The organism is Kitasatospora sp. NPDC096128, assembly GCF_040303105.1.
Taxonomy (GTDB): domain Bacteria; phylum Actinomycetota; class Actinomycetes; order Streptomycetales; family Streptomycetaceae; genus Kitasatospora.
The window spans coordinates 1-22,265 of sequence record NZ_JBEOSP010000008.1 but is presented as its reverse complement, the minus strand read 5'-3'; the positions used below and the strand labels follow the sequence as shown (position 1 = coordinate 22,265).

Sequence of the window (22,265 nt, the reverse complement as noted above, 5' to 3'; positions counted from 1 at the left end):
AGAATAAGCTCAGCCGCACCGGGTGTGATCACCTGAGCCGGGAAACTACCGCGCCGCCCGCAGCGCCTCCCTGACGCTGCGCAGGCCGCTCTCCAGCACCTCGCCGCGGCGGGCCGGGTCCATCAGGTTCGGGCCCATCACCGCCAGGTCGGCCAGCGTCGGCGCGAGCAGCCGCACCCGGACCCCCTCGGCCCGCAGCAGCGCGGCCTCGCGCAGCAGCTGCCGGGTCACCGCGCGGCGGTAGCGGCTGACCAGCTGGGCCAGCACACCGCGCGGGCGGTCCCGGGCCCGCCACTCGCGCAGCGCGGCCGCCGTGCCGCGGCCGCTGCGCTGGGCCCGCGGGCCCAGCCGCAGGGCCATCGGGGCGAGCACGTACACCTCGTCCAGGCCGCGGCCGAGCAGCAGGTCGGCGTTGGTGGCCGACCAGCAGCCGCCGTCCACGTAGGCCGAACCGTCCAGACGCACCGGCGTGAACCAGCCGGGGATCGCGCAGGAGGCCATCACGGCGTCGGCCACCGGGACGTCGGGGGCGTCCGGGTCGCCGAAGACCACCCGGTGGCCGCTGCGGTAGTCGACCGCGGCCACCCGCAGCGGGGCGGCGGCCGCGCTCGGCGGGACGGCGCCCGCCGCCTCGCCCGCCGCCTCGCCCCCGCCCCCGCCCTCGCCCTCGCCAGCGGCGTTCCCCGGAACCGGCCAGCCGCCCGCGCCGAGCAGTCCGCGCACCAGCTCGCCGACCGGAGCCAGCGAGCCCCGGCCGTGCGGCGCCATCGCCGAGACCATGGTCAGCAGCGGGTACTCGCGCGGGTGCCGGACGGCGTCCCGCAGCAGGTCCGGCGAGCCGATCCCGGCCCGCGGCCGGGGCGGCAGGGCCCCGCCCACCGCGGTGTCGTAGTCGAAGGCCACCCCGGCCAGCGGGCCCTCGGTGATCGGCAGGCCGCGCTGGTGGTCGCGCAGCTGCTCGGGGCGCACGCCCCCGGCCAGCATCGCGGCCAGGATCGCGCCCGCCGAGGTGCCGAGCAGCACGTCCGCCTCGCCCGGCCCGTGCCCGGCGGCCTCCTCGACGGCGCACAGCGCGCCGACCGTCCAGGCCGCGCCGAGCATCCCGCCGCCGCCCAGCACCAGGCCGCGCCGGGGCGCGCCCCCGGCTCCGGCGGTCGTGCTCGCCCCCGCCACCGCCCGTGTGGTCGTCCCGGCTGTCGCCATCCCGGCCGCCCGTCGTCATCGGGTTCGGTTCAGGCTCCGATGGTGCGCGCGGGCGGCCGGGCGGCGCAACGGGAGCCCGGCCCGGAGCCACCCGGTCCGCCGTACCGGGGCGTCCCCTTTCGAGCCGTACGGCCCGTCCCCGCACGTCAACGGGGTGGTGTCGGGATGCCCGCCGGGCCCGTCGCCGCACTGGTCGCCTCACCCGGATAGGTGAACTTCGCACCGGCCCCCGGGCCGCGCGCAAAGGCGTTGCCGCCTGGTGATCACCGCCGCCAGCCTGGAGCCGTCAGTACCCGTACCACCCTTGCCGGGAGCCACCGTGACCGCCAGCCTCAACACCCAGCCGACCACTCACCCGACCACTCACCTGACCGCCCGCCCGCACCGCCGGGCCCGCGCCACCGGCGGCTGCGACCCGGCCGGGCGGCACCCCCGCCACCCGCGCGCCGCCTGCTCCGCCCCCGGGTCCGCCGGCCGTCCCGGGCCCGCACCCGGGTCCGGCCCCGCCCGGCACGACGCCGGGGTGCTCGCCGCCCGGTTCGCCCACCAGCTGGTCGAGGTGCTCACCGGCGCCCGGCCCTCCGGGCAGCTGATGCGGCACACCAGCCTGGACGGCTACGGGCAGCTCGCCTCGCTGGTCCGGGCCGGTGCGCTGCGCCGCGGCGGCCCCGCCGACCGGCCCCGGCTCGGTCCGGTGCACGACCGGTCACCCTCGCCCGACGCCGTCGAGGCCTGCGTCCGGGTCGACCTCGGCCGACGGCACCACATGGTGGCCTTCCGGCTGGAACAGCGCGGCCCGGCCGGTCAGTGGCAGTGCACCGCCGTGGAGGCGCGGTGACGACCGCGGCGGGGACGGCGCAGGGCGCCGCCCCGGTACGGGAGCGGCGCCCTGCACGGCGTCCTGCGGCTCGCTCAGCCCTTGCGGCGGCGGCCCTTGGCGGACTTGGCGGCCTTGCGGCGCTCGGCGCGGGTCAGCCCGTCGCCCTCGTCGTCCGGCACGCCGTCCTCGAAGTCGCCCTCGATGACACCGCCGCCGACCTCGTCCGAGGGGGCCGTGTAGTGCAGCCGCTGCGACTTCGGGGCCTCCAGGCCCTTGGCCTTGATCTCCGGGCGGGCGGCGTCCTTCTCCAGCTTGTCGAGCAGCACCTCGGCGTCCTCCACCGGCACCTCCTCGACCTGCTGCTCGACCTGGACCTCCAGGTTGAACAGGTAGGCGACGGACTCCTCCTTGATGCCCTCCATCATCGCGGTGAACATGTCGAAGCCCTCGCGCTGGTACTCGACCAGCGGGTCGCGCTGCGCCATGGCCCGCAGGCCGATGCCCTCCTGGAGGTAGTCCATCTCGTAGAGGTGCTCGCGCCAGCGGCGGTCCAGCACCGACAGCACGACGCGGCGCTCCAGCTCGCGAAGGATCTCCTCGCCGAGCTGGTCCTCGCGGGCGCCGTACTGCGCCTGGATGTCCTCCTGGACGACCTTGATCAGGAAGTCGGGGGTCAGGCCGGCCGGGCCGCCGACCTCCTCCTCCAGCTCCGCGAGGTCCAGGGTGATCGGGTAGAGCTGCTTGAACGCGGTCCAGAGCTTGTCGAGGTCCCAGTCGTCCTCGAAGCCCTCACCGGTGGCCGCCTTGACGTAGGCCTCGACGGTGTCGTCCATGAAGTGGCCGACCTGCTCCTGCAGGTCCTCGCCCTCCAGCACGCGGCGGCGCTCGCCGTAGATGACCTCGCGCTGGCGGTTGAGCACCTCGTCGTACTTCAGGACGTTCTTGCGGATCTCGAAGTTCTGCTGCTCGACCTGGGTCTGCGCGGAGGCGATCGCGCGGGTGACCATCTTGGACTCGATCGGCACGTCCTCGGGCACGTTGGCCATCGAGAGCACGCGCTCGACCATGCCGGCCTTGAACAGCCGCATCAGGTCGTCGCCCAGCGACAGGTAGAAGCGGGACTCGCCCGGGTCGCCCTGACGGCCGGAGCGGCCGCGCAGCTGGTTGTCGATCCGGCGGGACTCGTGCCGCTCGGTGCCGAGGACGTAGAGGCCGCCGGCCTCCTTGACCTCGTCCTGCTCGGCCTTGACCGAGGCCTTGGCCTTCTCCAGCGCGGCCGGGAACGCGGCCTCGTACTCCTCCGGGTTGTCACTCGCGGAGAGCCCGCGCTGGGCCAGCTCGGCCGCCGCCAGGTGGTCCGGGTTGCCGCCGAGCATGATGTCGGTACCGCGGCCGGCCATGTTGGTGGCGACGGTGACGGCACCCTTGCGGCCGGCCTGGGCGACGATCTGCGCCTCGCGCTCGTGGTGCTTGGCGTTCAGCACCTCGTGCGGGATGCCGCGCTTGCGCAGCTCCTGCGACAGGTACTCGGACTTCTCGACCGACACGGTGCCGACCAGCACCGGCTGGCCCTTCTCGTGCTTCTCGGCGATGTCCTCGACCACGGCGGCGAACTTGGCCGGCTCCGACTTGTAGATCAGGTCGGGCTGGTCGATGCGCAGCGGCGTCTTGTTGGTCGGGATCGGCACCACGCCGAGCTTGTAGATCTGGTGGAACTCGGCGGCCTCGGTGGTGCCGGTACCGGTCATGCCGGAAAGCTTGTCGTACAGGCGGAAGAAGTTCTGCAGGGTGATGGTGGCCAGCGTCTGGTTCTCGTTCTGGACCTCCACCCCCTCCTTGGCCTCGATCGCCTGGTGCATGCCCTCGTTGTAGCGGCGGCCGGCCAGGATACGGCCGGTGTGCTCGTCGACGATCATGACTTCGCCGTTCATGACGACGTAGTCCTTGTCCTTCTTGTACAGCTCCTTCGCCTTGATGGCGTTGTTCAGGAAGCCGACCAGAGGGGTGTTCACCGACTCGTAGAGGTTGTCGATGCCCAGGTAGTCCTCGACCCGGGTGACACCCTCCTCGAGGACGCCGACGGTGCGCTTCTTCTCGTCGACCTCGTAGTCGCGGTCGATCTTCAGGCGCAGCACCAGCTTGGCGAAGTCGGCGTACCACTTGGTCGCCTGGTCCGCCGGGCCGGAGATGATCAGCGGGGTGCGGGCCTCGTCGATGAGGATCGAGTCGACCTCGTCGACGACCGCGAAGTTGTGGCCGCGCTGGACGAGTTCGTCCTTCGACCAGGCCATGTTGTCGCGCAGGTAGTCGAAGCCGAACTCGTTGTTCGTGCCGTACGTGATGTCCATCGCGTACTGGCGCTTGCGCTCGGCGGGCGTCATGTTCGCCAGGATCACGCCGACCTCGAGGCCGAGGAAGCGGTGCACCCGGCCCATCCACTCCGAGTCGCGCTCGGCGAGGTAGTCGTTGACGGTGATCAGGTGAACGCCCTTGCCGGTCAGCGCGTTCAGGTACGTGGGCAGGGTGCCGACGAGGGTCTTGCCCTCACCGGTGCGCATCTCGGCGACGTAGCCGAGGTGCAGGGCCGCGCCGCCCATGATCTGGACGTCGTAGTGGCGCTGGCCGAGCACGCGCTTGGCAGCCTCGCGGACGGTGGCGAACGCCTCGGGGAGGATGTCGTCCAGCGTCTCGCCGTCGACGAGCCGCTGCTTGTACTCGTCGGTCAGCGCGCGCAGCTCGGCGTCGGTGAGGTTGACGAAGTCCTCTTCGATGGAGTTGACCTGGGCAGCAATCCGCTGCAGCTTGCGAAGGATCTTGCCTTCGCCGGCGCGCAGGATCTTGTCGAAGACGGACACTTGAGCGGGCTCCTTGCCTGTATTGGCACTGGACGACTGCACGGGGGGTCCACCCCACCGCACGGGCCATCGTATGCGAGGAGTCCAATGCCCCGGGAGGTGCGTCAGCACGGTATTCCCGTGTCACCCGCGCGGGCACATGGACCGATAGCACCGTCCACCCGGACAAATAGGACGACGGGCCGGGGAGTTGGCCCGGAATCCGGATGCCCTCATTCCCGCTGCGAGGAAATAATCCGCCCATGGAAGAGCCCCGGAGCGAACTCGCCACCCTCACCACCGACCGCCTCGTCCTGCGGGCCCCGCAGGAGTCGGACATCGACGCGGTCTTCGAGGCCTGCCAGGACGCCGAGATCCAGCGCTGGACGGTCGTCCCGGTCCCCTACCGCCGCGAGGACGCGGAGTTCTTCGTCCGCACCCTGGCACCCCAGGGCGTGGCCAAGGGCTCCGAGTTCATCTGGTGCGTGGTCGAACGCGGGACGGGCCGCCTGGTCGGCGCCCAGGCGGTCACCCGCAAGGCGGGCGACCCGGCCGCCGCCTCGGTGGGCTGGTGGACGGTGAAGGAGCAGCGCGGCCGCGGCTACACCGTCGAGGCGGCCCGCGCGGTCGCCCGCTGGGCACTCACCGACCTCGGGCTGCGGCGCCTCCAGTGGCTCGCCTACGTCGGCAACGAAGGCTCGCGCGCGGTCGCCGAGCGGGTCGGCTACCGCCACGAGGGCACGCTGCGGTCGTACGCCGAGCAGCGCGGCACCTTCCACGACGCCTGGGTCGCCTCGCTGCTCCCCGCCGACCTGGACTGACGGCTCACGCCGACGGCCTGTGCGGACGGCCCGCACCGACGACCCGGACCGGCGCGTACCGGCCCGCCCCGGCCCGGGCCCGCTGTCAGTCCCCCGGACTACGCTCGCCGGCATGACCGCTGCCGCTGCCGGGCCCGCCCCCGTCACCGTCCTGGGCGCCGACGACGCCCGCCGGATCGCCCTGCGCGCCCAGGGGCTGCTGGGCGCGCCCGACCGCCGGGCCGGGGTCCGCGGGGTGCTGCGGCACCTGGGCGCCGTCCAGCTGGACACCATCTCGGTGCTGGCCCGGTCGCACGAACTGGTGCCCTACGCCCGGCTGGGCGCGGTCGGCCGCCCGGCGGTCGAGGCGGCCTACTGGGGCGCGGGCACCACCTTCGAGTACTGGTCGCACGCGGCCTGCGTCCTGCCGGTCGAAGAGTGGCCGCTGTTCGCCTTCCGACGCCGCCGCTACCGCGACCGCGGCAACCTCTGGAGCCACCAGGTCTCGCCGGAGACGTACCGGGCCGTGCTCGACAAGCTGCGCGCCGAGGGGCCGTTGACCGCCACCGAGCTGGGCGGGGCCAAGCGCACCGCCGAGTGGTGGGACTGGTCCGACACCAAGATCGCGGTGGAACGCGCGCTGGCCTTCGGCGACGTGGTCTGCACCGACCGCCGGAGCTGGAAGCGGGTCTACGCACTGGCCGAACAGGCCGTTCCCGACGCCCTGTTCGGCGCGGACCGGTCCGACGAGGAATGCCTGCGCACTCTGGTGGCCCAGGCCGGGTCCGCGCTCGGCGTGGCCACCCGGGCCGACCTCCAGGACTACCACCGGCTGCGCGCCGAGGACTTGGACCGGGTGCTCGCCGACAGCGGGCTGGTCCCGGTCGAGGTGGCGGGCTGGGGCCCGGACGGCACCCGGGCCGCCGCCTGGGCCGACCCGGCCGCCCTGGCCACCGCCCCGCGCGGACGCCACCGCACCACGCTGCTCTCGCCGTTCGACTCGCTGGTCTGGGACCGCGCCCGCACCGAGCGGATCTTCGGCATGACGCACCGACTGGAGGCCTACACCCCCAAGCACAAGCGGGTGCACGGCTACTTCGCGATGCCGCTGCTGGCCGGCGGCCGACTGATCGGCCGGGTCGACCCGGCCCGGGAGGGCCGCACGCTGGTCGCCCGGCAGGTCTCGCTGACCGACGACCGGGGCGCCGCCCGGCAGGTCGAGGCCCTGGCCGCCGCCCTACGCGAGGCGGCCGCCTGGGTCGGCTGCGACGGGGTGCGGGTCGAGGCAGTGCACGACGAACGGCTGCGCCCGGCCCTGGAGAAGCTCCTCGCGCTGTAGGACGGCGGCCGGCGCCGGTCACCCTATTTCGAGGATCTTCTCCCGCATCGCATACACCACGGCCTCCATCCTGGAATGCAGTTGGAGCTTCTCCAGGATGTTGCGGACGTGGTTCTTCACGGTGTTCTCGCTGATGAACAGCTCCTTGGCGATCTCCCGGTTGTTCATCCCGGTCGCCACCAGCTTCAGCACCTCCAGCTCCCGGTCGGTGAGCCGGGGGGCCGGGACGAGGTCCCGGTCGTCGGAGCGCCGCTGGATCATCGACTTGAACTCGGTGAGCAGCTTGGAGGCCATCGACGGGCTGATCTGCGACTGTCCGTCGGCGACCGCCCGGATCGCGGTGGCGACCTCGTCGGTGGAGATCTCCTTGAGCAGGTAGCCGGTGGCCCCCGCCTTGATCGCCTCGTAGAGGTCGGCCTCCTCGTCGCTTATCGTCAGCATGATGATCTTGGTGCTGGGCGCCACGTCCTTGATCGCCGTGCAGGCCTCGATCCCGCTGCGGCGCGGCATCCGGACGTCCATCAGGATGATGTCGGGCAGCAGGTCGGCGGCCTTGAGCACCGCCTCGGCGCCGTCCCCGGCCTCACCGACGACCTTGATGTCCGGCTCCTCCGCCAGCACGATCTCCAGCCCGCGGCGGAACAACGCGTGGTCGTCCACCACCAGGACGCGGATCGGCTCACCCCGGCGCGGCGCATACGCGGGTTCCTCCTCCGGCCCCGGCGGCAATCCGGTGACCGGTCCCCCAGCGGGCCCCAGCCCGAAGTGATCCCCCATCCGCTCCTCCCCCTTCGCGGGTCTACGTGCGCCCAATCATTCCACGCCCCGCCACCGCCGCGGTCACCCTCCGACGCCGATTCCCCCGCATCGGGTGACCCCTGCGCCGGGCGGGCTCGCGCACCGCTCGAACCCGTCCCACCGGCTGCCGCCCGGAACGCGAGGAACGCCCCGAAACGCCGGTGACCCCGGCGGCCGCTGCCGCCGGGGTCACCCCTCCGTCTTCACTCGTCTTCACTGCCTGAACGTTCACTCGAGACGTTCACTCGGGACATTCACCGCCGGGACGTGCACTCGAGGCGTTCACCGCCGGGACGCGCACCGCCCGGAGGTCGGCACCCGGGACGGTCAGTCCTCGTCGTCGGACCGACCGATCGCCCCGCCCGCGCCGCTGGCCACGCCGGCCGCCATGTCCGGCTGCACGTGGATGACGCCGTAGTGGTAGCCGTGCCGACGGTAGACGACGCTCGGCAGGCCGCTGTCCTTCTCCACGAACAGGTAGAAGTCGTGGCCGACCAGCTCCATCTCGTAGAGCGCCTGGTCCAGCGCCATGGGGGCGGCCGAGTGCGTCTTCTCCCGGACCACCAGCGGGCCTTCGCCCTCCACTTCCAGGGATCCCATCATGGTCTTGCGGACGGCCCCGTTGGTCTCGCCCTCGTGCGCCGTGGTCTCGGGCAGCGCGGCCAGGGCCGCGGTCGCCTCGGCGACGCTGATGGGGGTGCGGCCGTTCGCGCCGCCCTTGTGCACCCGACGCCGGTCCGCGGACTTGCGCAGCTGCGCGTCGAGCTTCGCCGAGGCCAGGTCGAGCGCCGCGTACGGGTCGCCGGCGGCGGCTTCGGCCCGGATCACCGGGCCACGGGTACGGAGAGTGATCTCCACGCGGTCGGACCGGTCGGCCTGCCGCGGGTTGTGCTCCTTGGACACCTCGACGTCGAGGCTGATCACCTTGCCGTCGAACTTCTGGACCTTCTCCAGCTTCTCGGCCACGTGCTCGCGGAACCTCTTGGGCACCTCGGTCTTGCGGCCCTTGACGACGATGTCCACGCAGAACTCCGATCCCTCGTGCTGACGCCGATCCGGGTGCTACCGGACCGGACTGAGCTCCAGCTGGACCAGCCCATCCACTGCTGACCCCCCGCTCCGCCGCCAGCGGCGGAAACGACTGGCCCTCATCTCACTTCCTCCCCAACAGGGACGGTTGAAACCCCCTGGAGCCTTATCGAACACCTCACACGGGGTTTTCGCCTCCCCGGGCGGGAGGGCGGGTATGACCCGATACTGCGGGCGGCGCCGGGAGTGGGCGGTCAAGCTGTTGCACCCTGTCTACCCTCCAGCGAGTGAAGTATGGGTAAATACCTGGACAACGACCCCCATACGGCGCATCCTTTGCTGACTCTCCGTGCCGACGCCGCCAGGAGCAGCCGTGCCGCCGTCCCCCTCCCCCGCCCGTCCGCCGTCCGTACGGACACCGTTCGGCCACGCACTGGCCGGGCTGCTGGACGTCCTGCTCCCCGCGGACTGCGCGGGCTGCGGCGCCGAACGCACCCAGCTCTGCCCGGCCTGCCGGCACGCCCTGGCCGCCGCCCGGCCCGGCCCCACCCTGCTGCCCTGGGCGCACGCGGCCGCGCCGTACGCCGACCCGGTGCGGCAACTGCTGCTCGCCCACAAGGAACGCGGCGCGCTGCGGTTGGCCGCGCCGCTCGGGGAGGCGCTCGGACGGGCGGTGCGCTCCGCCCTGGGGGCCCGCGCCGGGGACGCGCCGCTGCTGCTGGTGCCGATGCCCTCGGCCCGGGCCGCGGTGCGCGCCCGCGGCCACGACCCGACGCTGCGGCTGGCCGGGGCAGCCGCCCGCTCGCTGCGCCGGGCCGGCCTGGACGCCCGGGCCGCGTCGCTGCTGCGGCACGCCCGTCCGGTCGCCGACCAGGCCGGGCTGAACGCCGCCGAGCGGCGGCGCAACCTGCACGGCGCGCTCACCGTCCTGCCGCGCGCCCGCCGGGGCCTGGCCGGCCGTCAACCGGTGCTGGTGGACGACCTGGTGACCACCGGGGCGAGCCTGGCCGAGGCGGCCCGGGCGCTGGCCGACGCCGGGCTGCCGGCCCGGGCCGCCGCAACCGTCGCGGCCACCGCCGTGCACCCGGCGGGCTGAAACACTCCCCGGAGCTCACCCGGCGGCGCGTCAGCCGGTCCGGCGGTCAGCCCGGGTAGAAGTACGAGCGGGCCTTGTCCACCAACTGGGCTTCCCGCCACTGGCTGTTGGCCAGCCGGTAGACGGTGCCCGCGGCCACCGCGAGCACCGGGTAGGGCTTCTCCAGGAGGTACCCGCGGGTCTCCGCCGTCGAGATCGACTGCGGGGAGGGCGGCAGGCCGTTGCCGGTCTGCAGCTGACCGTCCGTGCTCTGCGAGCCGTCGGTGCTGATGTAGTACAGCTGTTGGGGGCGGTCCTGCTCCTTGCCGAGCACCAGCAGCTGGTCGGCATCCGACCAGGACACCGAGGCGACATCGACGAGCGCGGGGGCAGCCGAGCGCGCGCCGGCGATCCGCATGGCCGGCGCCTGCGGCGTTCCGCCGCGCTCGACCCGGCCGAACATCAGTGAACTGCCGCTCACCCCTGGGGACTTGACCACCAGGGCGACCCGGGTGCCGTCCGAGGAGAGCTTCAACGCCTGAACCGTCTGCCCGGTCAGCCCGTCCACCGGCACGGTGTACGACTTGCCTCCGCGCACCATGACCACCCGCGGGCCCTGCGGGTTGCGGTCCACCACCCAGAGGTCGCCGCGGCCGTCCCAGCTGGGCGAGGTGAAACCGTCGTCCTTGACGCCCGGCTTCACCGGGGAGCTGAGCACCGGTTCGGGCATCGTCACCGCGCCGGCCTGCAGCGGCACCGAGTAGAGCTGGTGGCCGTCGTCCGAGAGCGCGGCGGCCTGGGCGCCGTCCCGGCTGACGGCGACGGTGCCCAGCACGGGCGCGCCGTTCGCGTGCGGCTTGCCGAGCACCCCGGGGACCGGGTCGCCGGGGTGACCGTCGTCGGCCACCATCAGCGCCCCGTTGTCGGCCCGCTGGTAGTACTGCTGCGGGGTGAAGCGACCGGCCAGCGCGCCGGGGCCCACGGCCGGGTCGTCGGTGCGGCTGGCCGTGCAGGAGCCCCGCTGACCGCGCAGTTCCAGCCGCTCGACCTGGCCCTTGCCCTGGTCGGCGAAGGTGTAGAAGAGCTGGGTCGCCATCCGGCGGCAGGCCGCCGGATCGCCCAGGTCGGCCCCGCCGACCTGGACATGGGCAATCCGGCTGTCGTCGACGGTCACCTTGTCGACCGTGGTGCCGGTCGGGAAGGCCGTCCGCGCGACCGGCGCGAGCCAGGTCGACGGCCCGCCGACCAGCGCCTTGGCGGCCGAGGCCAGCGGGTCGACCCGGCGGCGCAGGTAGATCGGGTCGGCTATCAGCACCTCCTGGCCGCCGTTGCCGGGGGCCGGCGCGGACGGGTCCGGGGCGGTGTAGAAGAACCGCTCGACCTGCCGGAAGCTGTTCCGGAAGTTGGCCTCGTTCATGATCACGCCGGGCGGCAGGGAGTCGATCCGCCACTCGCCGTCCTTCTCCCGGACGAAGGTGAAGTCGAACGCGTTGGTGGGCTGCGCCCCGACCGCCAGCGAGTACGAGTGGCGCTCGTCGACCTTGGCCAGCAGCTGCCCGGACACCGTCGAGGAGTACGTGGTGTCGGCATCGCCGACCTGGTCGAGCGGGATCTTCGTGGTCGAGAGCACCTGGATGCTCGCGTCCGGGTTCCAGCTCGCCGAGGCGCGCTCGGTGAGGTACTTGCGCGCGGTCTCGTAGCCCTCGTCGGCGGTCACCGCGTCCAGGAACCCGGTCAGCAGCTCACGCGGCTTGGCGCCCTTGCCGGGCGCCACCGGGAAGACCCTGGCCTGCAGGTTCTTGTCGGCCGAGCCCTGGGACAGCTCCACCTTGGTGATGCCGCCGGAGTCCGGCATGGCCGCGCAGCCGCTCGCCGCCAGGGCGCCGAGCACTGCGCCGGCCACCGCCACGAGCCGCCGGTCAGTCCTGTTGCTCGTCCTTCGCACGCTGCGACCCCTCCAGGTCCGTCCCACCCGTCACGTCCGGCTCCGCCGTCCACTGCGCCACCGACCGCCGTCCGGGCGTCGGGTCCACCATGACCTGGGCGCCGATGACGCCGTAACCGGCCCCCGCCGTCCGCACGTCCGAGGGGTCGGAGCGCGGCCCCTCCGGCAGCCGGCTCCGGCCCAGTCCGGGGCCGATGTTCAGCACTCCGCCGAGCCCGCTGCCCAGCCCGTTGCCGGTGCCCTCAGGCGCCTCGGACTGCTCCTCGGCGGCGGTCATCGCCGTCGAACCGGCCGGGGCGATCGCCCGACGGTACGGCGTGCCGTACGCGCCCAGGCCCCGGTTGTTGCGCGAGTCCTCCGGCTCCAGCCGGAACGGTGCCCGGTTGATCTCCCCGCCGCGGGTGCGCGGCAGGGTGAGCCGGAAGTGCGAGCCGCCGCCGGGCTCGCCCCAGGCCTGCAGCCAGCCGCCGTGCAGGTGGGCGTCCTCGACCGCGATGGACAGGCCCAGGCCGGTGCCGCCGGTGGTGCGCACCCGGGACGGGTCCGCCCGCCAGAAGCGGTGGAACACCCGGGAGGCCTCGCCCGGCTTGAGGCCGATGCCGTAGTCGCGCACGCCGACCGCGACGGCGCCGTCCGCCGAGCCCAGCCGGACCACCACGTCGCGGCCCTCGCCGTGCTCCAGCGCGTTGACCACCAGGTTGCGCAGGATCCGCTCGATCCGGCGGGAGTCCACCTCGGCGAGCACCGGCTCGCCGTCGCCGCGGATCACCACGGTGCTGCCCTTGGCGTCGGCCAGCGGGTCGGCGGCCTCCACCACCCGGGCCACGATCTCGCGCAGGTCGACCGGCTCGGCGTCCAGGACGGCGGCGCCGGCGTCGAAGCGGCTGATCTCCAGCAGGTCGGCCAGCAGCGACTCGAAGCGGTCCAGCTGGCCCTGCAGCAGCTCGGCCGAGCGGGCCGCCATCGGGTCCAGGTCCTCGCGGCTGTCGTAGATCAGGTCGGCGGCCATCCGGACCGTGGTCAGCGGGGTGCGCAGCTCGTGCGAGACGTCCGAGACGAAGCGGCGCTGCACCCGGGACAGTTCCTCCAGCTGGCGGATCTGCGCCTGGAGGGCGTTGGCCATCCGGTTGAACGACTCCCCGAGGCGGGCGATGTCGTCCGTCCCGGTCACCTTCATCCGCTCTTCCAGGTGCCCGTCGGCGAGCCGCTCGGAGATTCCGGCGGCCATCCGGACCGGGGTGACCACCTGGCGCACCACGACCCAGGCGATGCCGCCCATCAGGATCACCACGAACACGCCGGCGGTCGCCAGGGTGCCGGTGATCAGGTTGAGGGTGTCGGTCTCCTGGCCGAAGGAGAACACGTAGAACAGCTGGTAGCCGGTGTTGGCGGGGCCGACGAACTGCATGCCGAGGGCCAGTCCGGGCTCGCTCTTGCCGCCGCCCTCGGGCGAGCGGTGGATCCGGGTCGGCTGGTCGAACATCTGGCCGGGCTCGTCGACGAGCTTGGCGCGCAGGCTGTCCGGGACGCTGCTGGGCTGGATGTCGCCCGAGTAGCGCGGGGCGAAGCCGGCGCTGTCCGGGACGACCGTCCCGGTGCCCGGGGCCATCGCGATCACCGAGTAGACCGTCTGCCCACTCGCGGCGAGGTCGTTGACCTGGCGCAGCAGCCAGGTGCCGGTCTCCCCGGTGGTCGGGTCGACGGCGCCGCGCAGGGCCTGGTCCCGGGCCTCGTCGATCTTCTTCTGCTCGACCTGGAAGCCGATCCGGGCCTGCGCCCGGGCCGCGTCGATCTTGGTGTCGAGCAGGCCGGTGCGCACCTGCGCCACCACGACCACGCCCAGCACCAGGACCACCGCGATGGACGCCAACAGGGACACTGCGACCACGCGCAGCTGGATCGACCGGCGGTAGAGCGCGGTCACCCGGCGCGCCGGGCGCTTGAGCTGGCGTTTCATCAGGCCGAAGACTCCGGACGGGCCGCGGCGGCGGCGGGTGGTCGAACTCAGCACGTCCCCGCGCACGGCCCCCGCCCCGTCGGTCGCGGAACCCGACGGGGTGTCCTCAGCCCGGTCCGTCACGTCAGCTGGGTCCGGCCTTGTAGCCGACGCCGCGGACGGTCACCACGATCTCGGGGCGCTCCGGGTCCTTCTCGATCTTGGAGCGGAGGCGCTGCACGTGGACGTTGACCAGGCGGGTGTCCGCAGCGTGGCGGTAGCCCCAGACCTGCTCCAGCAGCACCTCGCGGGTGAACACCTGCCAGGGCTTGCGGGCCAGCGCGACCAGCAGGTCGAACTCCAGCGGGGTCAGCGGGATGCTCCGCCCGTCCCGCTTCACCGAGTGGCCGGCCACGTCGATCACCAGGTCGCCGATGGTCAGCTGCTCGGGCGTCGGCTCCTCGGCACGGCGCAGCCGCGCCCGCACCCGGGCCACCAGCTCCTTGGGCTTGAACGGCTTGGTGACGTAGTCGTCGGCGCCGGACTCCAGGCCCACCACCACGTCGACCGTGTCGGTCTTGGCGGTCAGCATGACGATCGGCACACCGGACTCGGCCCGGATCTGCCGGCACACGTCGATGCCGTCCCGGCCGGGCAGCATCAGGTCCAGCAGGACCAGGTCGGGCTTGCTCTCCCGGAACGCGGCTAGCGCCTTGTCCCCATCCGCGACGAAAAACGGCTCAAAACCCTCACCACGCAACACGATGCCGAGCATCTCGGCCAGTGCGGAGTCGTCATCAACGACGAGGACGCGTCCCTTCATGGGTCCATCTTCTCATTACCGGATTGTGACCTGCCGCACAGCAGTGCCAATGCGCCACAACGGCCAAGTCCCCCGCCGTCGAATTCCGGCCATACCGGGCGAATAGCCCTCGTCAGAGCACCTCCGAACAGTCCGGAACCCGCCGTCCGACCCCCCGGCGGGCCCCGTTGCCGATCAGCAACCGGATACCCCTGGGGCGTCTCCGGGCCCCATGGCACGATGGGCGCTGCGCGCGGGCGAAAGATCGCCCGGAGCCGCGCCCAGGACGCCCCTCCGAGGAGCAGTGATGACCGACACTCCGGGCTGGGCCTCGCCCAGCTCGTCCGAGCCGCCCCGCGACGGCGCCCGGCCCCCGGCCGACGCGCCCGCCGCCGTGCCCGGGCCGTCGGCACCCCCTCAGGCCACCCCCGCACCGGGCGCCCAGTACGGACAGCCCGACCGCGGCACCCAGCCCTCCGGTCAGGGCCCGTACGGCTGGGAGGCCGCACGCAGCCCCCGGCCCGGCGTCATCCCGCTGCGCCCGCTCAGCGTCGGCGAACTGCTCGACGGAGCCGTCACCACCGTCCGCCGGCACTGGCGCACCGCGCTCACCCTCTCGCTCGGCATCGCCGTCCTCGACCAGGCCGGCGCCTTCGTCGCCAAGCTCCTGGTCAAGGGCCGCACCGGCGCCTCCACCCAGCTGCTCACCCTGCTCGCCACCATGCCGCTGACGCTGCTGCTCGACGCGCTCGCCGTGGCACTGCTCACCATCGTGGTCAGCCGCGCCGTCCTCGGCCGTCCGGTGACGGCCGGCGACGCCTGGCGCGACGCCCGTCCCCGGCTGCTGCAGCTGCTCGGGCTCACCGTGCTCACCACCCTGATGAGCGTCGGCGTGGTGCTGCTCGGCTTCACCCCGCTGATCGGCTACACCGCCGGCGGCGCCGGCACGCCCGGCACCGCGGGCCTGCTGTTCCTGGTCGGCGTGCTGACCGTCCCGGTCGGCCTCTGGCTGCTGGTCCGCTACAGCCTGGCCGCCCCCGCGCTGATGCTGGAGAAGCAGGGCGTGATGGCGGCGCTGTCCCGCTCGCGGCGGCTGGTCCGCGGCTCCTGGTGGCGGGTCTGCGCCGTCGTCCTGGTGCTGAGCCGGATCCTCGCCGTGATCGTCGGGGCGACCCTGCTCATCCCGTTCCGCTTCCTCGGCCTGGTGCTCGGCTTCGGCACCATGGACCGCCTCGGCGACTCCGGCCACGAGTCCATCGGCATGATGGTGCTCACCGCGGTCGCCGGGATCATCGCCTCCGCCCTGACCACCCCGTTCCTGGCCGCCGTCGGCGTGCTGGTCTACATCGACCAGCGGATCCGCCGCGAGGCCCTGGACATCGAGCTCGCCCGCGCCGCCGGACTGCCCGAACAGGGCGGCACCGGCTGGAGCGGCCAAGCCGCCGACCGGACCACGGCGAGGCACTGAACCGGATGCCCACCTGGGGGGACAGGCTCCTCGCCGCCGGCGGCGCCCCGGTCACGGTTCCCCGTGACCCGGCCCGTGACGCCGCCCGCGACGAGCTGCTGAAGGCCGACTACCACAAGAACGACCCGACCGTCCTGGAACGCGTCGTCGACTGGATCTGGGACCACATCGACCGCGCCCTGGGCAGCGTCTCCGCCGGGGGCACCGACGGCACCACCGGGCTGGTGCTCTTCCTGCTCGTCGCCGTGGTGATCGCCGCCGCCGTCTGGTGGCGCCTCGGCGCGCCCAAGCGCGCCGCCCGCACCGACTACGGCGTGTACGGCACCGACGGCCCCCGCAGCGCCGCGCAGTACCGCGCCGACGCCGCCGGGCACGCCGCCGCCGGACGCTGGACCGAGGCCGTCCGCGAGCAGATGCGCGCGCTGGTCCGGGCCCTGGAGGAGCGCACCCTGCTCGACACCCGCCCCGGCCGCACCGCCGACGAGGCCGCCGCCGAAGCCGGCCGGGCCCTGCCCGAGCACGCCGCCGCGCTGACCGCGGCCGCCCGCACCTTCGACGACATCGCCTACGGCGAGCGCACCGCCGACCAGGCCGCGTACCGGCTGCTGCTGGACCTCGACCGGACCCTGGAACGCAGCCGCCCGGTGCTCGCCTCCGCCGCGGCCGCCGCCCCGGCACCGACCCCGACCCCGGGAGGAGCGGCATGACCGGCACCGCCCCGGCTCCCCCCGCCGACCGACCCGCCGCCGACGCCGCACCGACCAGTCTCGCCCCCACCGGGCGCGGACTCGTCCGCCGGGCCCGCTGGTACCTGGTCGTCCTCGCCGTCCTCCTGGTCGCCGCCGTCGGCATCGCCGTCCTCAACACCGACCACCGCTACCCGCCGATGGACCCGCGCTCGTACGACGCCGACGGCGCCCACGCCGTGGTCGCGCTGCTTGAGGGCCAAGGCGTCAGGACCGCGCTCAGCACCGACCCCACGACCGCCGCGAACGGCGCCGACACCCTGGTGCTGCCCGAACCCGACCTGCTCAGCCCGGCCGAGCTGCGCGCCGTCGCCGCCGCCCGGCACCAGCGGCTGGTCCTGATCAACCCGGGCCCGGCCGCGCTCGGCGCGCTCGCCCCCGGCATCCGCACCTCCGACGAGGTCGGCGGCGTCCCGTACGCGAGCATCCGCAGCACCCACCCGAGCTGCGCGCTGCCCGAGGCCGTCCGGGCCGGCACCGCCTCGATGGGCGGCACGCTCTACACCAGCGGCAGCCGCGGCGACGGCTGCTACTCGCACAGCCACGGCTACCCGCTGGTCAGCACCCCCAGCGGGAGCGGCGACGTCATCGTGGTCGGCAGCGGGCAGTTCCTGCAGAACGGCCACCTCGCCGACGACGGGAACGCGTCGCTCGCACTCGGCCTGCTCGGCTCGCAGCCCCGGCTCACCTGGCACCTGCCCGACTACTCCGCGCCGGTCGCCGAGGGCACCCAGCGCAAGACCTTCGACGACTACATCCCGGCGGGCTGGCACTGGGCCTTCTACCAGCTCGCCGTCGCCACCGGGCTCGCCGCCCTCTGGCGCGCCCGCCGGCTCGGCCCGGTGGTCAGCGAGAACCTGCCCGTGGTGGTCCGCGCCGCCGAGACCACCGAGGGCCGCGCCCGCCTCTACCGGCGGGCCAAGGCCCACGGCCGTGCCGCCGAGGCCCTGCGCCGCGCCGCCGCCCACCGCCTGGCCCCCGCGCTGGGCCTCCCGGTCCAGGCCGGCGGCCCCGACCCGGAGGCGCTCTGCGCGGCCGTCGCCGGCCGCCTTCCCGAACGACCCGCCGGGGACGTCCGGGCCCTGCTCTACGGCCCGCCCCCGACCGACGACGCCGCGCTGCTGCGGCTCGCCGACGACCTCGACGCCCTCGAAAGGCAGGTACGGAACCCGTGACCGAACAGGCAACCGCCCAGCTCCGCATCACCCCCGGCACGGAACCCGCTACCCCCGTCACCGACCCCCGGGCGGCGCTGACCGCCCTGCGCGCCGAGATCGGCAAGGCCGTGGTCGGCCAGGACGCCGCCGTCACCGGCCTGGTGGTGGCACTGCTCTGCGGCGGCCACGTGCTGCTGGAGGGCGTCCCCGGCGTCGCCAAGACCCTGCTGGTCCGCACCCTGTCCACGGCGCTCAGCCTGGAGACCAAGCGCATCCAGTTCACCCCCGACCTGATGCCCGGCGACGTCACCGGCTCGCTCGTCTACGACGCCCGCACCGCCGAGTTCTCCTTCCAGCCCGGCCCGGTCTTCACCAACCTGCTGCTCGCCGACGAGATCAACCGCACCCCGCCCAAGACCCAGGCCGCCCTGCTGGAGGCCATGGAGGAGCGGCAGGTCACCGTCGACGGCGAACCGCGCGCGCTGCCCGTCCCGTTCCTGGTCGCCGCGACCCAGAACCCGGTCGAGTACGAAGGCACCTACCCGCTGCCCGAGGCCCAGCTGGACCGCTTCCTGCTCAAGCTGATCCTGCCGCTGCCCGACCGCGACCAGGAGTTCCAGGTCCTGTCCCGGCACGCCTCCGGCTTCGACCCCAAGGACCTCGCCGCCGCCGGCGTCCGCCCGGTCGCCGGGCCCGAGCACGTCGCCGCCGCCCGCGAGCAGATCGCCAGGCTCACCGTCGCGCCCGAGATCCTCGCCTACATCGTCGACCTCTGCCGGGCCACCCGGCAGTCCCCGTCCCTGTCCATCGGCGTCTCCCCGCGCGGTGCCACCGCGCTGCTCGCCGCCTCCCGCGCCTGGGCCTGGCTGGCCGGACGGGACTACGTCACCCCGGACGACGTCAAGGCCCTCGCCCTGCCCACCCTGCGGCACCGCGTCGCGCTGCGCGCCGAGGCCGAGATGGAGGGCGTCACCGCCGACTCCGTCATCCAGGCCGTCCTCGCCCAGACGCCCGCCCCCCGCTGATCCACCACCGGTAGGCGTACCGGGTCCTCGAACACACCGGGCTTCCGAAGGAGCGCACCCGCATGGCCCTCACCGGGCGAACCGCCCTGATCGCCGCGCTCGGCGCGCTCTTCGTGGGCCTCCTGCTGCCCTCCTGGACCGGGATCGGGGCCGTCACCGGCGCGGTCCTGCTCGGCGCCCTGGTCGACCTGGTGCTCGCCGCCCCCGTCCGCAGCCTGCGGCTCGCCCGGGACGGCGACACCACCGTCCGGCTCGGCGACACGGCCTCGGTCGAACTGACCGTCACCAACACCTCCGGACGACCGCTCCGGGCCCTGGTCCGCGACGCCTGGGCCCCCTCCGCCTGGCGGGACGGCACCGCCGAGACCGCCTCCCGGCACACCCTCGACGTCCCCGGCGGCGAACGGCGCCGAGTCGTCACCGTGCTCACCCCGGGCCGCCGCGGCGACCACCACGCCCACCGGGTGACGGTCCGCTCGCTCGGCCCGCTCGGCCTGGCCGGCCGTCAGGGCTCCCACCACGTCCCCTGGACGGTCCGCGCCCTCCCCCCGTTCAACAGCCGCAAGCACCTGCCCTCCCGGCTCGCCCGTCTGCGCGAACTCGACGGCCGCACCTCGGTGCTGACCCGCGGCCAGGGCACCGAGTTCGACTCGCTGCGGGAGTACCTGCCCGGCGACGACGTCCGCTCCATCGACTGGCGCGCCAGCGCCCGCCGCAACACCGTCGCCGTCCGCACCTGGCGCCCCGAACGCGACCGGCACATCCTCGTCGTCCTCGACACCGGCCGCACCTCGGCCGGCCGGGTCGGTGACGCCCCCCGCCTGGACGCCGCCCTCGACGCCGCCCTGCTGCTCACCGCACTCGCCACCCGCGCGGGCGACCGGGTCGACCTGCTCGCCCACGACGCCCACAAGCGCGCCGCGGTCATCGGCAGCTCCGCCAACGAGATCCTGCCGTCCTTCACCAACGCGATGGCCCTGCTGGAGCCCGCGCTGCACGAGACCGACATGCGCTCCCTGGTCTCCACGGCGCTCAAGATGGCACCGCACCGCTCGCTCATCGTCCTGTTCACCGGCCTCGACGCGGCCCCCGTCGAGGACGGCCTGCGCCCGCTGCTGCCGCTGCTCACCAAGCGCCACGAGGTCGTCCTCGCCTCCGTCGCCGACCCGCACCTGGACGTGCTGGCCGCCGGCCGCGGCACCGTGGAGGCCGTCTACGGCGCCGCCGCCGCCGAACAGACCCGCGCGGACCGCCGCCACACCGCCGACCGGCTCACCCGCAGCGGTGTCACTGTCCTCGACGCCCCGCCCGCCCGGATCGCCCCCGCACTGGCGGACGCCTACCTGGCGCTGAAGGCGGCCGGACGGCTCTGAACCGGGCCCGGCGGGTCGACGGCTCGGGCCCACGGACCCGGCTCAACGGTCGCGGATCGAACGGTTGCGGATCGAACGGTTCGGGTCAGCCGTCGCGGCGGGTGTTCAGCCGGGCGTTGAGCCGGGCGGCCTGACGCGTCAGGTGGTCGCGCTCGGCCAGGTTGGACGCCCGGCGGGCCGCCTCTACGTAGAGTCGCGCCGCCGCCACCACGTCCCCGTCGCGCTCGTGGAGGTACGCGGCTGCGGCCGCGTACCGGGGCAGCGCCTCGTCCAGCTCCCCGAGCGCCGCCAGCCCGGCCCGCGGCCCGTCCGCCTCACCGACCGCCACCGCACGGTTCAGCCGCACCACCGGACTGTCCGTCAGCCGCACCAACTCGTCGTACCACTCGACGATCTGCACCCAGTCGGTCTCCCGCGCGCTGGGCGCGTCCGCGTGCAACGCCGCGATGGCCGCCTGGGCCTGGAATTCGCCCAACCGGTCCCGGGCCAGGGCCTTCTGAAGGATGCCGACGCCCTCCGCGATCAACCCGGTGTCCCAGCGGCCCCGGTCCTGCTGCGCGAGCGGCACCAGACGGCCGTCGGGGCCGGTCCGGCCCGCCCGCCGGGCGTGGTGCAGCAGCATCAGCGCCAGCAGCCCCGACACCTCGGGGTGGTCGATCGCCGTCGCCAGTTGCCGGGTCAGCCGGATCGCCTCGGCAGCGAGGTCGACGTCCCCGGAGTAGCCCTCGTTGAACACCAGGTAGAGGACCCGCAGCACGGTGGCGACGTCCCCCGGCTGATCGAGCCGGACCGCCGAGACGGTCCGCTTGGCCCGGCTGATCCGCTGCGCCATGGTCGCCTCGGGCACCAGGTAGGCCTGGGCGATCTGCCGGGTGGTCAGCCCGCCGAGCGCGCGCAGGGTGAGCGCCACCGCCGACGACGGCGTCAACGACGGGTGGGCGCACAGGAAGTAGAGCTGCAGGGTGTCGTCCACCGAGGCCGCAGGGCCGGGCTCCGGCTCCTGGTCGACCAGGTCCTCCCGGCGTCGCCGGGCGGTGTCCGCCCGGGTCGCGTCGAGGAACTTCCGCCAGGCGACGGTGACCAGCCAGCCCTTGGGGTCCCGCGGCGGATCGCTCCGCCAGCCGCGGAGCGCCTCCACCAGTGCCTCCTGCACGGCGTCCTCGGCCGCCGCGAAGTCGGCTCCGCGGCGGACGAGGACACCCAGCACACCCGGGGTGAGGCTTCGGATCAGGGCCTCGTTCATCGGGGAGGTCACTCCGTGATGGTCGGTGGCATGGCCAGGAACGGACGCAGCTCCAGCCACTCGTGGATCGGCTTGCCGCCGGCACCAGGGGCCGCCGACAGCTCGCCGGCCAGCTCGACGGCGCGCTCGTGGCTGTCCACGTCGATCACCATCCAGCCGGCGATGAGGTCCTTGGTCTCCGCGAACGGACCGTCCGTCACCGGCGGGCGCCCCTCGCCGTCGTAGCGGACCCACGTCCCCTCGGGCGCGACCGCCTGGGCGTCGACGAACTCACCGGTCTGCTCCAACCGGGCCGCGAAGTCCTGCATGAACTTGATGTGCGCCGTGACCTCCTCCGGCGTCCACTGGTCCATCGGCGCGCAGTTGACCGGGGTCGGGGCGCCTCGGTAGTGCTTGAGCAGCAGGTACTTGGCCATCGTGCTTCTCCTTCGGAGCTCGTGCAGCCCATTGTGGCCGCGCTCACCCCTGGGACGGAGTCGGCCACGGGTTCTCGACACGACCGGCCAAGATTTTTCGGAGATTCTTCGGACGCCCCGGAAACGCGAAGAACCCCCATCCGGAATCCGGATGGGGGTTCTTCTGAATGATTGTTCGGCGGCGTCCTACTCTCCCACAGGGTCCCCCCTGCAGTACCATCGGCGCTGTGAGGCTTAGCTTCCGGGTTCGGAATGT

General features: G+C 73.7%; 18 protein-coding genes and 1 rRNA gene. 9 read left to right on the top strand and 10 right to left on the bottom strand.

Annotation, left to right across the window (positions count from 1 at the left end):
* Nucleotides 1–45: 45 nt before the first annotated feature.
* Complete coding sequence (locus tag ABTY61_RS11380) at nt 46–1,173, bottom strand: patatin-like phospholipase family protein (RefSeq protein WP_350504729.1); 1,128 nt, start codon at nt 1,171–1,173, stop codon at nt 46–48.
* Between the two features lie 349 nt (nt 1,174–1,522).
* Between ABTY61_RS11380 and ABTY61_RS11375 the strand changes: the two genes are divergently transcribed.
* Nucleotides 1,523–2,041, top strand: a complete 519-nt coding sequence (locus ABTY61_RS11375; RefSeq protein WP_350504728.1) for an Rv3235 family protein — start codon at nt 1,523–1,525, stop codon at nt 2,039–2,041.
* Between the two features lie 74 nt (nt 2,042–2,115).
* Here ABTY61_RS11375 and secA read toward each other — a convergent pair whose 3' ends face one another.
* On the bottom strand, nt 2,116–4,878 hold the full coding sequence (gene secA / locus ABTY61_RS11370; protein WP_350504727.1) for a preprotein translocase subunit SecA: 2,763 nt from the start codon (nt 4,876–4,878) through the stop codon (nt 2,116–2,118).
* 242 nt (nt 4,879–5,120) lie between these two features.
* On the opposite strand from secA, the gene ABTY61_RS11365 reads away from it, so the two are divergent.
* Complete coding sequence (locus tag ABTY61_RS11365; RefSeq protein WP_350504726.1) at nt 5,121–5,678, top strand: GNAT family N-acetyltransferase; 558 nt, start codon at nt 5,121–5,123, stop codon at nt 5,676–5,678.
* 112 nt (nt 5,679–5,790) lie between these two features.
* A complete protein-coding gene (locus ABTY61_RS11360) occupies nt 5,791–6,996 on the top strand; it encodes a winged helix-turn-helix domain-containing protein (protein ID WP_350504725.1) in 1,206 nt (401 codons plus the stop codon).
* Between the two features lie 18 nt (nt 6,997–7,014).
* Here the strand turns inward: ABTY61_RS11360 and ABTY61_RS11355 are convergent, their stop codons facing one another.
* Together ABTY61_RS11355 and hpf are read right to left on the bottom strand one after the other, a co-directional pair.
* Entirely contained in the window at nt 7,015–7,773 is a 759-nt protein-coding gene (locus ABTY61_RS11355) for a response regulator (RefSeq protein ID WP_375882957.1), read from the bottom strand.
* A gap of 348 nt (nt 7,774–8,121) precedes the next feature.
* The gene (gene hpf / locus ABTY61_RS11350) at nt 8,122–8,817 is read right to left on the bottom strand and encodes a ribosome hibernation-promoting factor, HPF/YfiA family (RefSeq protein WP_350504724.1); all 696 of its coding nucleotides are present in this window, start codon (nt 8,815–8,817) and stop codon (nt 8,122–8,124) included.
* Between the two features lie 379 nt (nt 8,818–9,196).
* Here hpf and ABTY61_RS11345 point away from each other — a divergent pair, with 379 nt between their 5' ends.
* A complete protein-coding gene (locus ABTY61_RS11345) occupies nt 9,197–9,919 on the top strand; it encodes a ComF family protein (protein ID WP_350504723.1) in 723 nt (240 codons plus the stop codon).
* 46 nt (nt 9,920–9,965) lie between these two features.
* Here the strand turns inward: ABTY61_RS11345 and ABTY61_RS11340 are convergent, their stop codons facing one another.
* From ABTY61_RS11340 to mtrA, 3 genes are all read right to left on the bottom strand, one after another.
* Nucleotides 9,966–11,801, bottom strand: a complete 1,836-nt coding sequence (locus ABTY61_RS11340; protein ID WP_350504722.1) for an LpqB family beta-propeller domain-containing protein — start codon at nt 11,799–11,801, stop codon at nt 9,966–9,968.
* 16 nt (nt 11,802–11,817) lie between these two features.
* Nucleotides 11,818–13,800 carry an MtrAB system histidine kinase MtrB gene (mtrB, locus tag ABTY61_RS11335; protein ID WP_350504907.1) on the bottom strand — a complete coding sequence of 661 codons (1,983 nt, stop codon included), beginning with the start codon at nt 13,798–13,800 and terminating at the stop codon, nt 11,818–11,820.
* A gap of 124 nt (nt 13,801–13,924) precedes the next feature.
* The gene (gene mtrA / locus ABTY61_RS11330) at nt 13,925–14,602 is read right to left on the bottom strand and encodes an MtrAB system response regulator MtrA (RefSeq protein WP_030283937.1); all 678 of its coding nucleotides are present in this window, start codon (nt 14,600–14,602) and stop codon (nt 13,925–13,927) included.
* A 286-nt stretch (nt 14,603–14,888) separates the two neighbouring features.
* Here mtrA and ABTY61_RS11325 point away from each other — a divergent pair, with 286 nt between their 5' ends.
* The 5 genes from ABTY61_RS11325 to ABTY61_RS11305 all read left to right on the top strand — a co-directional run bounded on the left by ABTY61_RS11325 (nt 14,889) and on the right by ABTY61_RS11305 (nt 20,350).
* Entirely contained in the window at nt 14,889–16,049 is a 1,161-nt protein-coding gene (locus ABTY61_RS11325) for a DUF7847 domain-containing protein (RefSeq protein ID WP_350504721.1), read from the top strand.
* Nucleotides 16,050–16,054: 5 nt separating this feature from the next.
* Nucleotides 16,055–16,756, top strand: a complete 702-nt coding sequence (locus ABTY61_RS11320; RefSeq protein WP_350504720.1) for a DUF4129 domain-containing protein — start codon at nt 16,055–16,057, stop codon at nt 16,754–16,756.
* On the top strand, nt 16,753–17,970 hold the full coding sequence (locus tag ABTY61_RS11315; RefSeq protein ID WP_350504719.1) for a DUF4350 domain-containing protein: 1,218 nt from the start codon (nt 16,753–16,755) through the stop codon (nt 17,968–17,970). The genes ABTY61_RS11320 and ABTY61_RS11315 overlap by 4 nt, the downstream gene beginning before the upstream one ends.
* A 26-nt stretch (nt 17,971–17,996) precedes the next feature.
* Nucleotides 17,997–18,977, top strand: a complete 981-nt coding sequence (locus tag ABTY61_RS11310) for an AAA family ATPase (protein ID WP_350504906.1) — start codon at nt 17,997–17,999, stop codon at nt 18,975–18,977.
* A 62-nt stretch (nt 18,978–19,039) separates the two neighbouring features.
* A complete protein-coding gene (locus tag ABTY61_RS11305; protein WP_350504718.1) occupies nt 19,040–20,350 on the top strand; it encodes a DUF58 domain-containing protein in 1,311 nt (436 codons plus the stop codon).
* Between the two features lie 85 nt (nt 20,351–20,435).
* Here ABTY61_RS11305 and ABTY61_RS11300 read toward each other — a convergent pair whose 3' ends face one another.
* The 3 genes from ABTY61_RS11300 to rrf all read right to left on the bottom strand — a co-directional run.
* A complete protein-coding gene (locus ABTY61_RS11300; protein ID WP_350504905.1) occupies nt 20,436–21,593 on the bottom strand; it encodes an RNA polymerase sigma factor in 1,158 nt (385 codons plus the stop codon).
* An 8-nt stretch (nt 21,594–21,601) separates the two neighbouring features.
* Nucleotides 21,602–22,009, bottom strand: coding sequence for a YciI family protein (locus ABTY61_RS11295; protein ID WP_350504717.1), 408 nt, complete (start codon nt 22,007–22,009; stop codon nt 21,602–21,604).
* Nucleotides 22,010–22,182: 173 nt separating this feature from the next.
* Nucleotides 22,183–22,265 (bottom strand): 5S ribosomal RNA (rrf, locus tag ABTY61_RS11290); the annotation flags it as partial.

Coding starts and splice junctions, on each gene's coding strand:
- ABTY61_RS11365 (WP_350504726.1), top strand. CDS start 5,121: ATGGAAGAGCCCCGGAGCGAACTCGCCACCCTCACCACCGACCGCCTC.
- ABTY61_RS11360 (WP_350504725.1), top strand. CDS start 5,791: ATGACCGCTGCCGCTGCCGGGCCCGCCCCCGTCACCGTCCTGGGCGCC.
- ABTY61_RS11355 (WP_375882957.1), bottom strand. CDS start 7,773: ATGGGGGATCACTTCGGGCTGGGGCCCGCTGGGGGACCGGTCACCGGA.
- mtrB (WP_350504907.1), bottom strand. CDS start 13,800: ATGAAACGCCAGCTCAAGCGCCCGGCGCGCCGGGTGACCGCGCTCTAC.
- mtrA (WP_030283937.1), bottom strand. CDS start 14,602: ATGAAGGGACGCGTCCTCGTCGTTGATGACGACTCCGCACTGGCCGAG.
- ABTY61_RS11325 (WP_350504721.1), top strand. CDS start 14,889: ATGACCGACACTCCGGGCTGGGCCTCGCCCAGCTCGTCCGAGCCGCCC.
- ABTY61_RS11320 (WP_350504720.1), top strand. CDS start 16,055: ATGCCCACCTGGGGGGACAGGCTCCTCGCCGCCGGCGGCGCCCCGGTC.
- ABTY61_RS11315 (WP_350504719.1), top strand. CDS start 16,753: ATGACCGGCACCGCCCCGGCTCCCCCCGCCGACCGACCCGCCGCCGAC.
- ABTY61_RS11305 (WP_350504718.1), top strand. CDS start 19,040: ATGGCCCTCACCGGGCGAACCGCCCTGATCGCCGCGCTCGGCGCGCTC.
- ABTY61_RS11300 (WP_350504905.1), bottom strand. CDS start 21,593: ATGAACGAGGCCCTGATCCGAAGCCTCACCCCGGGTGTGCTGGGTGTC.
- ABTY61_RS11295 (WP_350504717.1), bottom strand. CDS start 22,009: ATGGCCAAGTACCTGCTGCTCAAGCACTACCGAGGCGCCCCGACCCCG.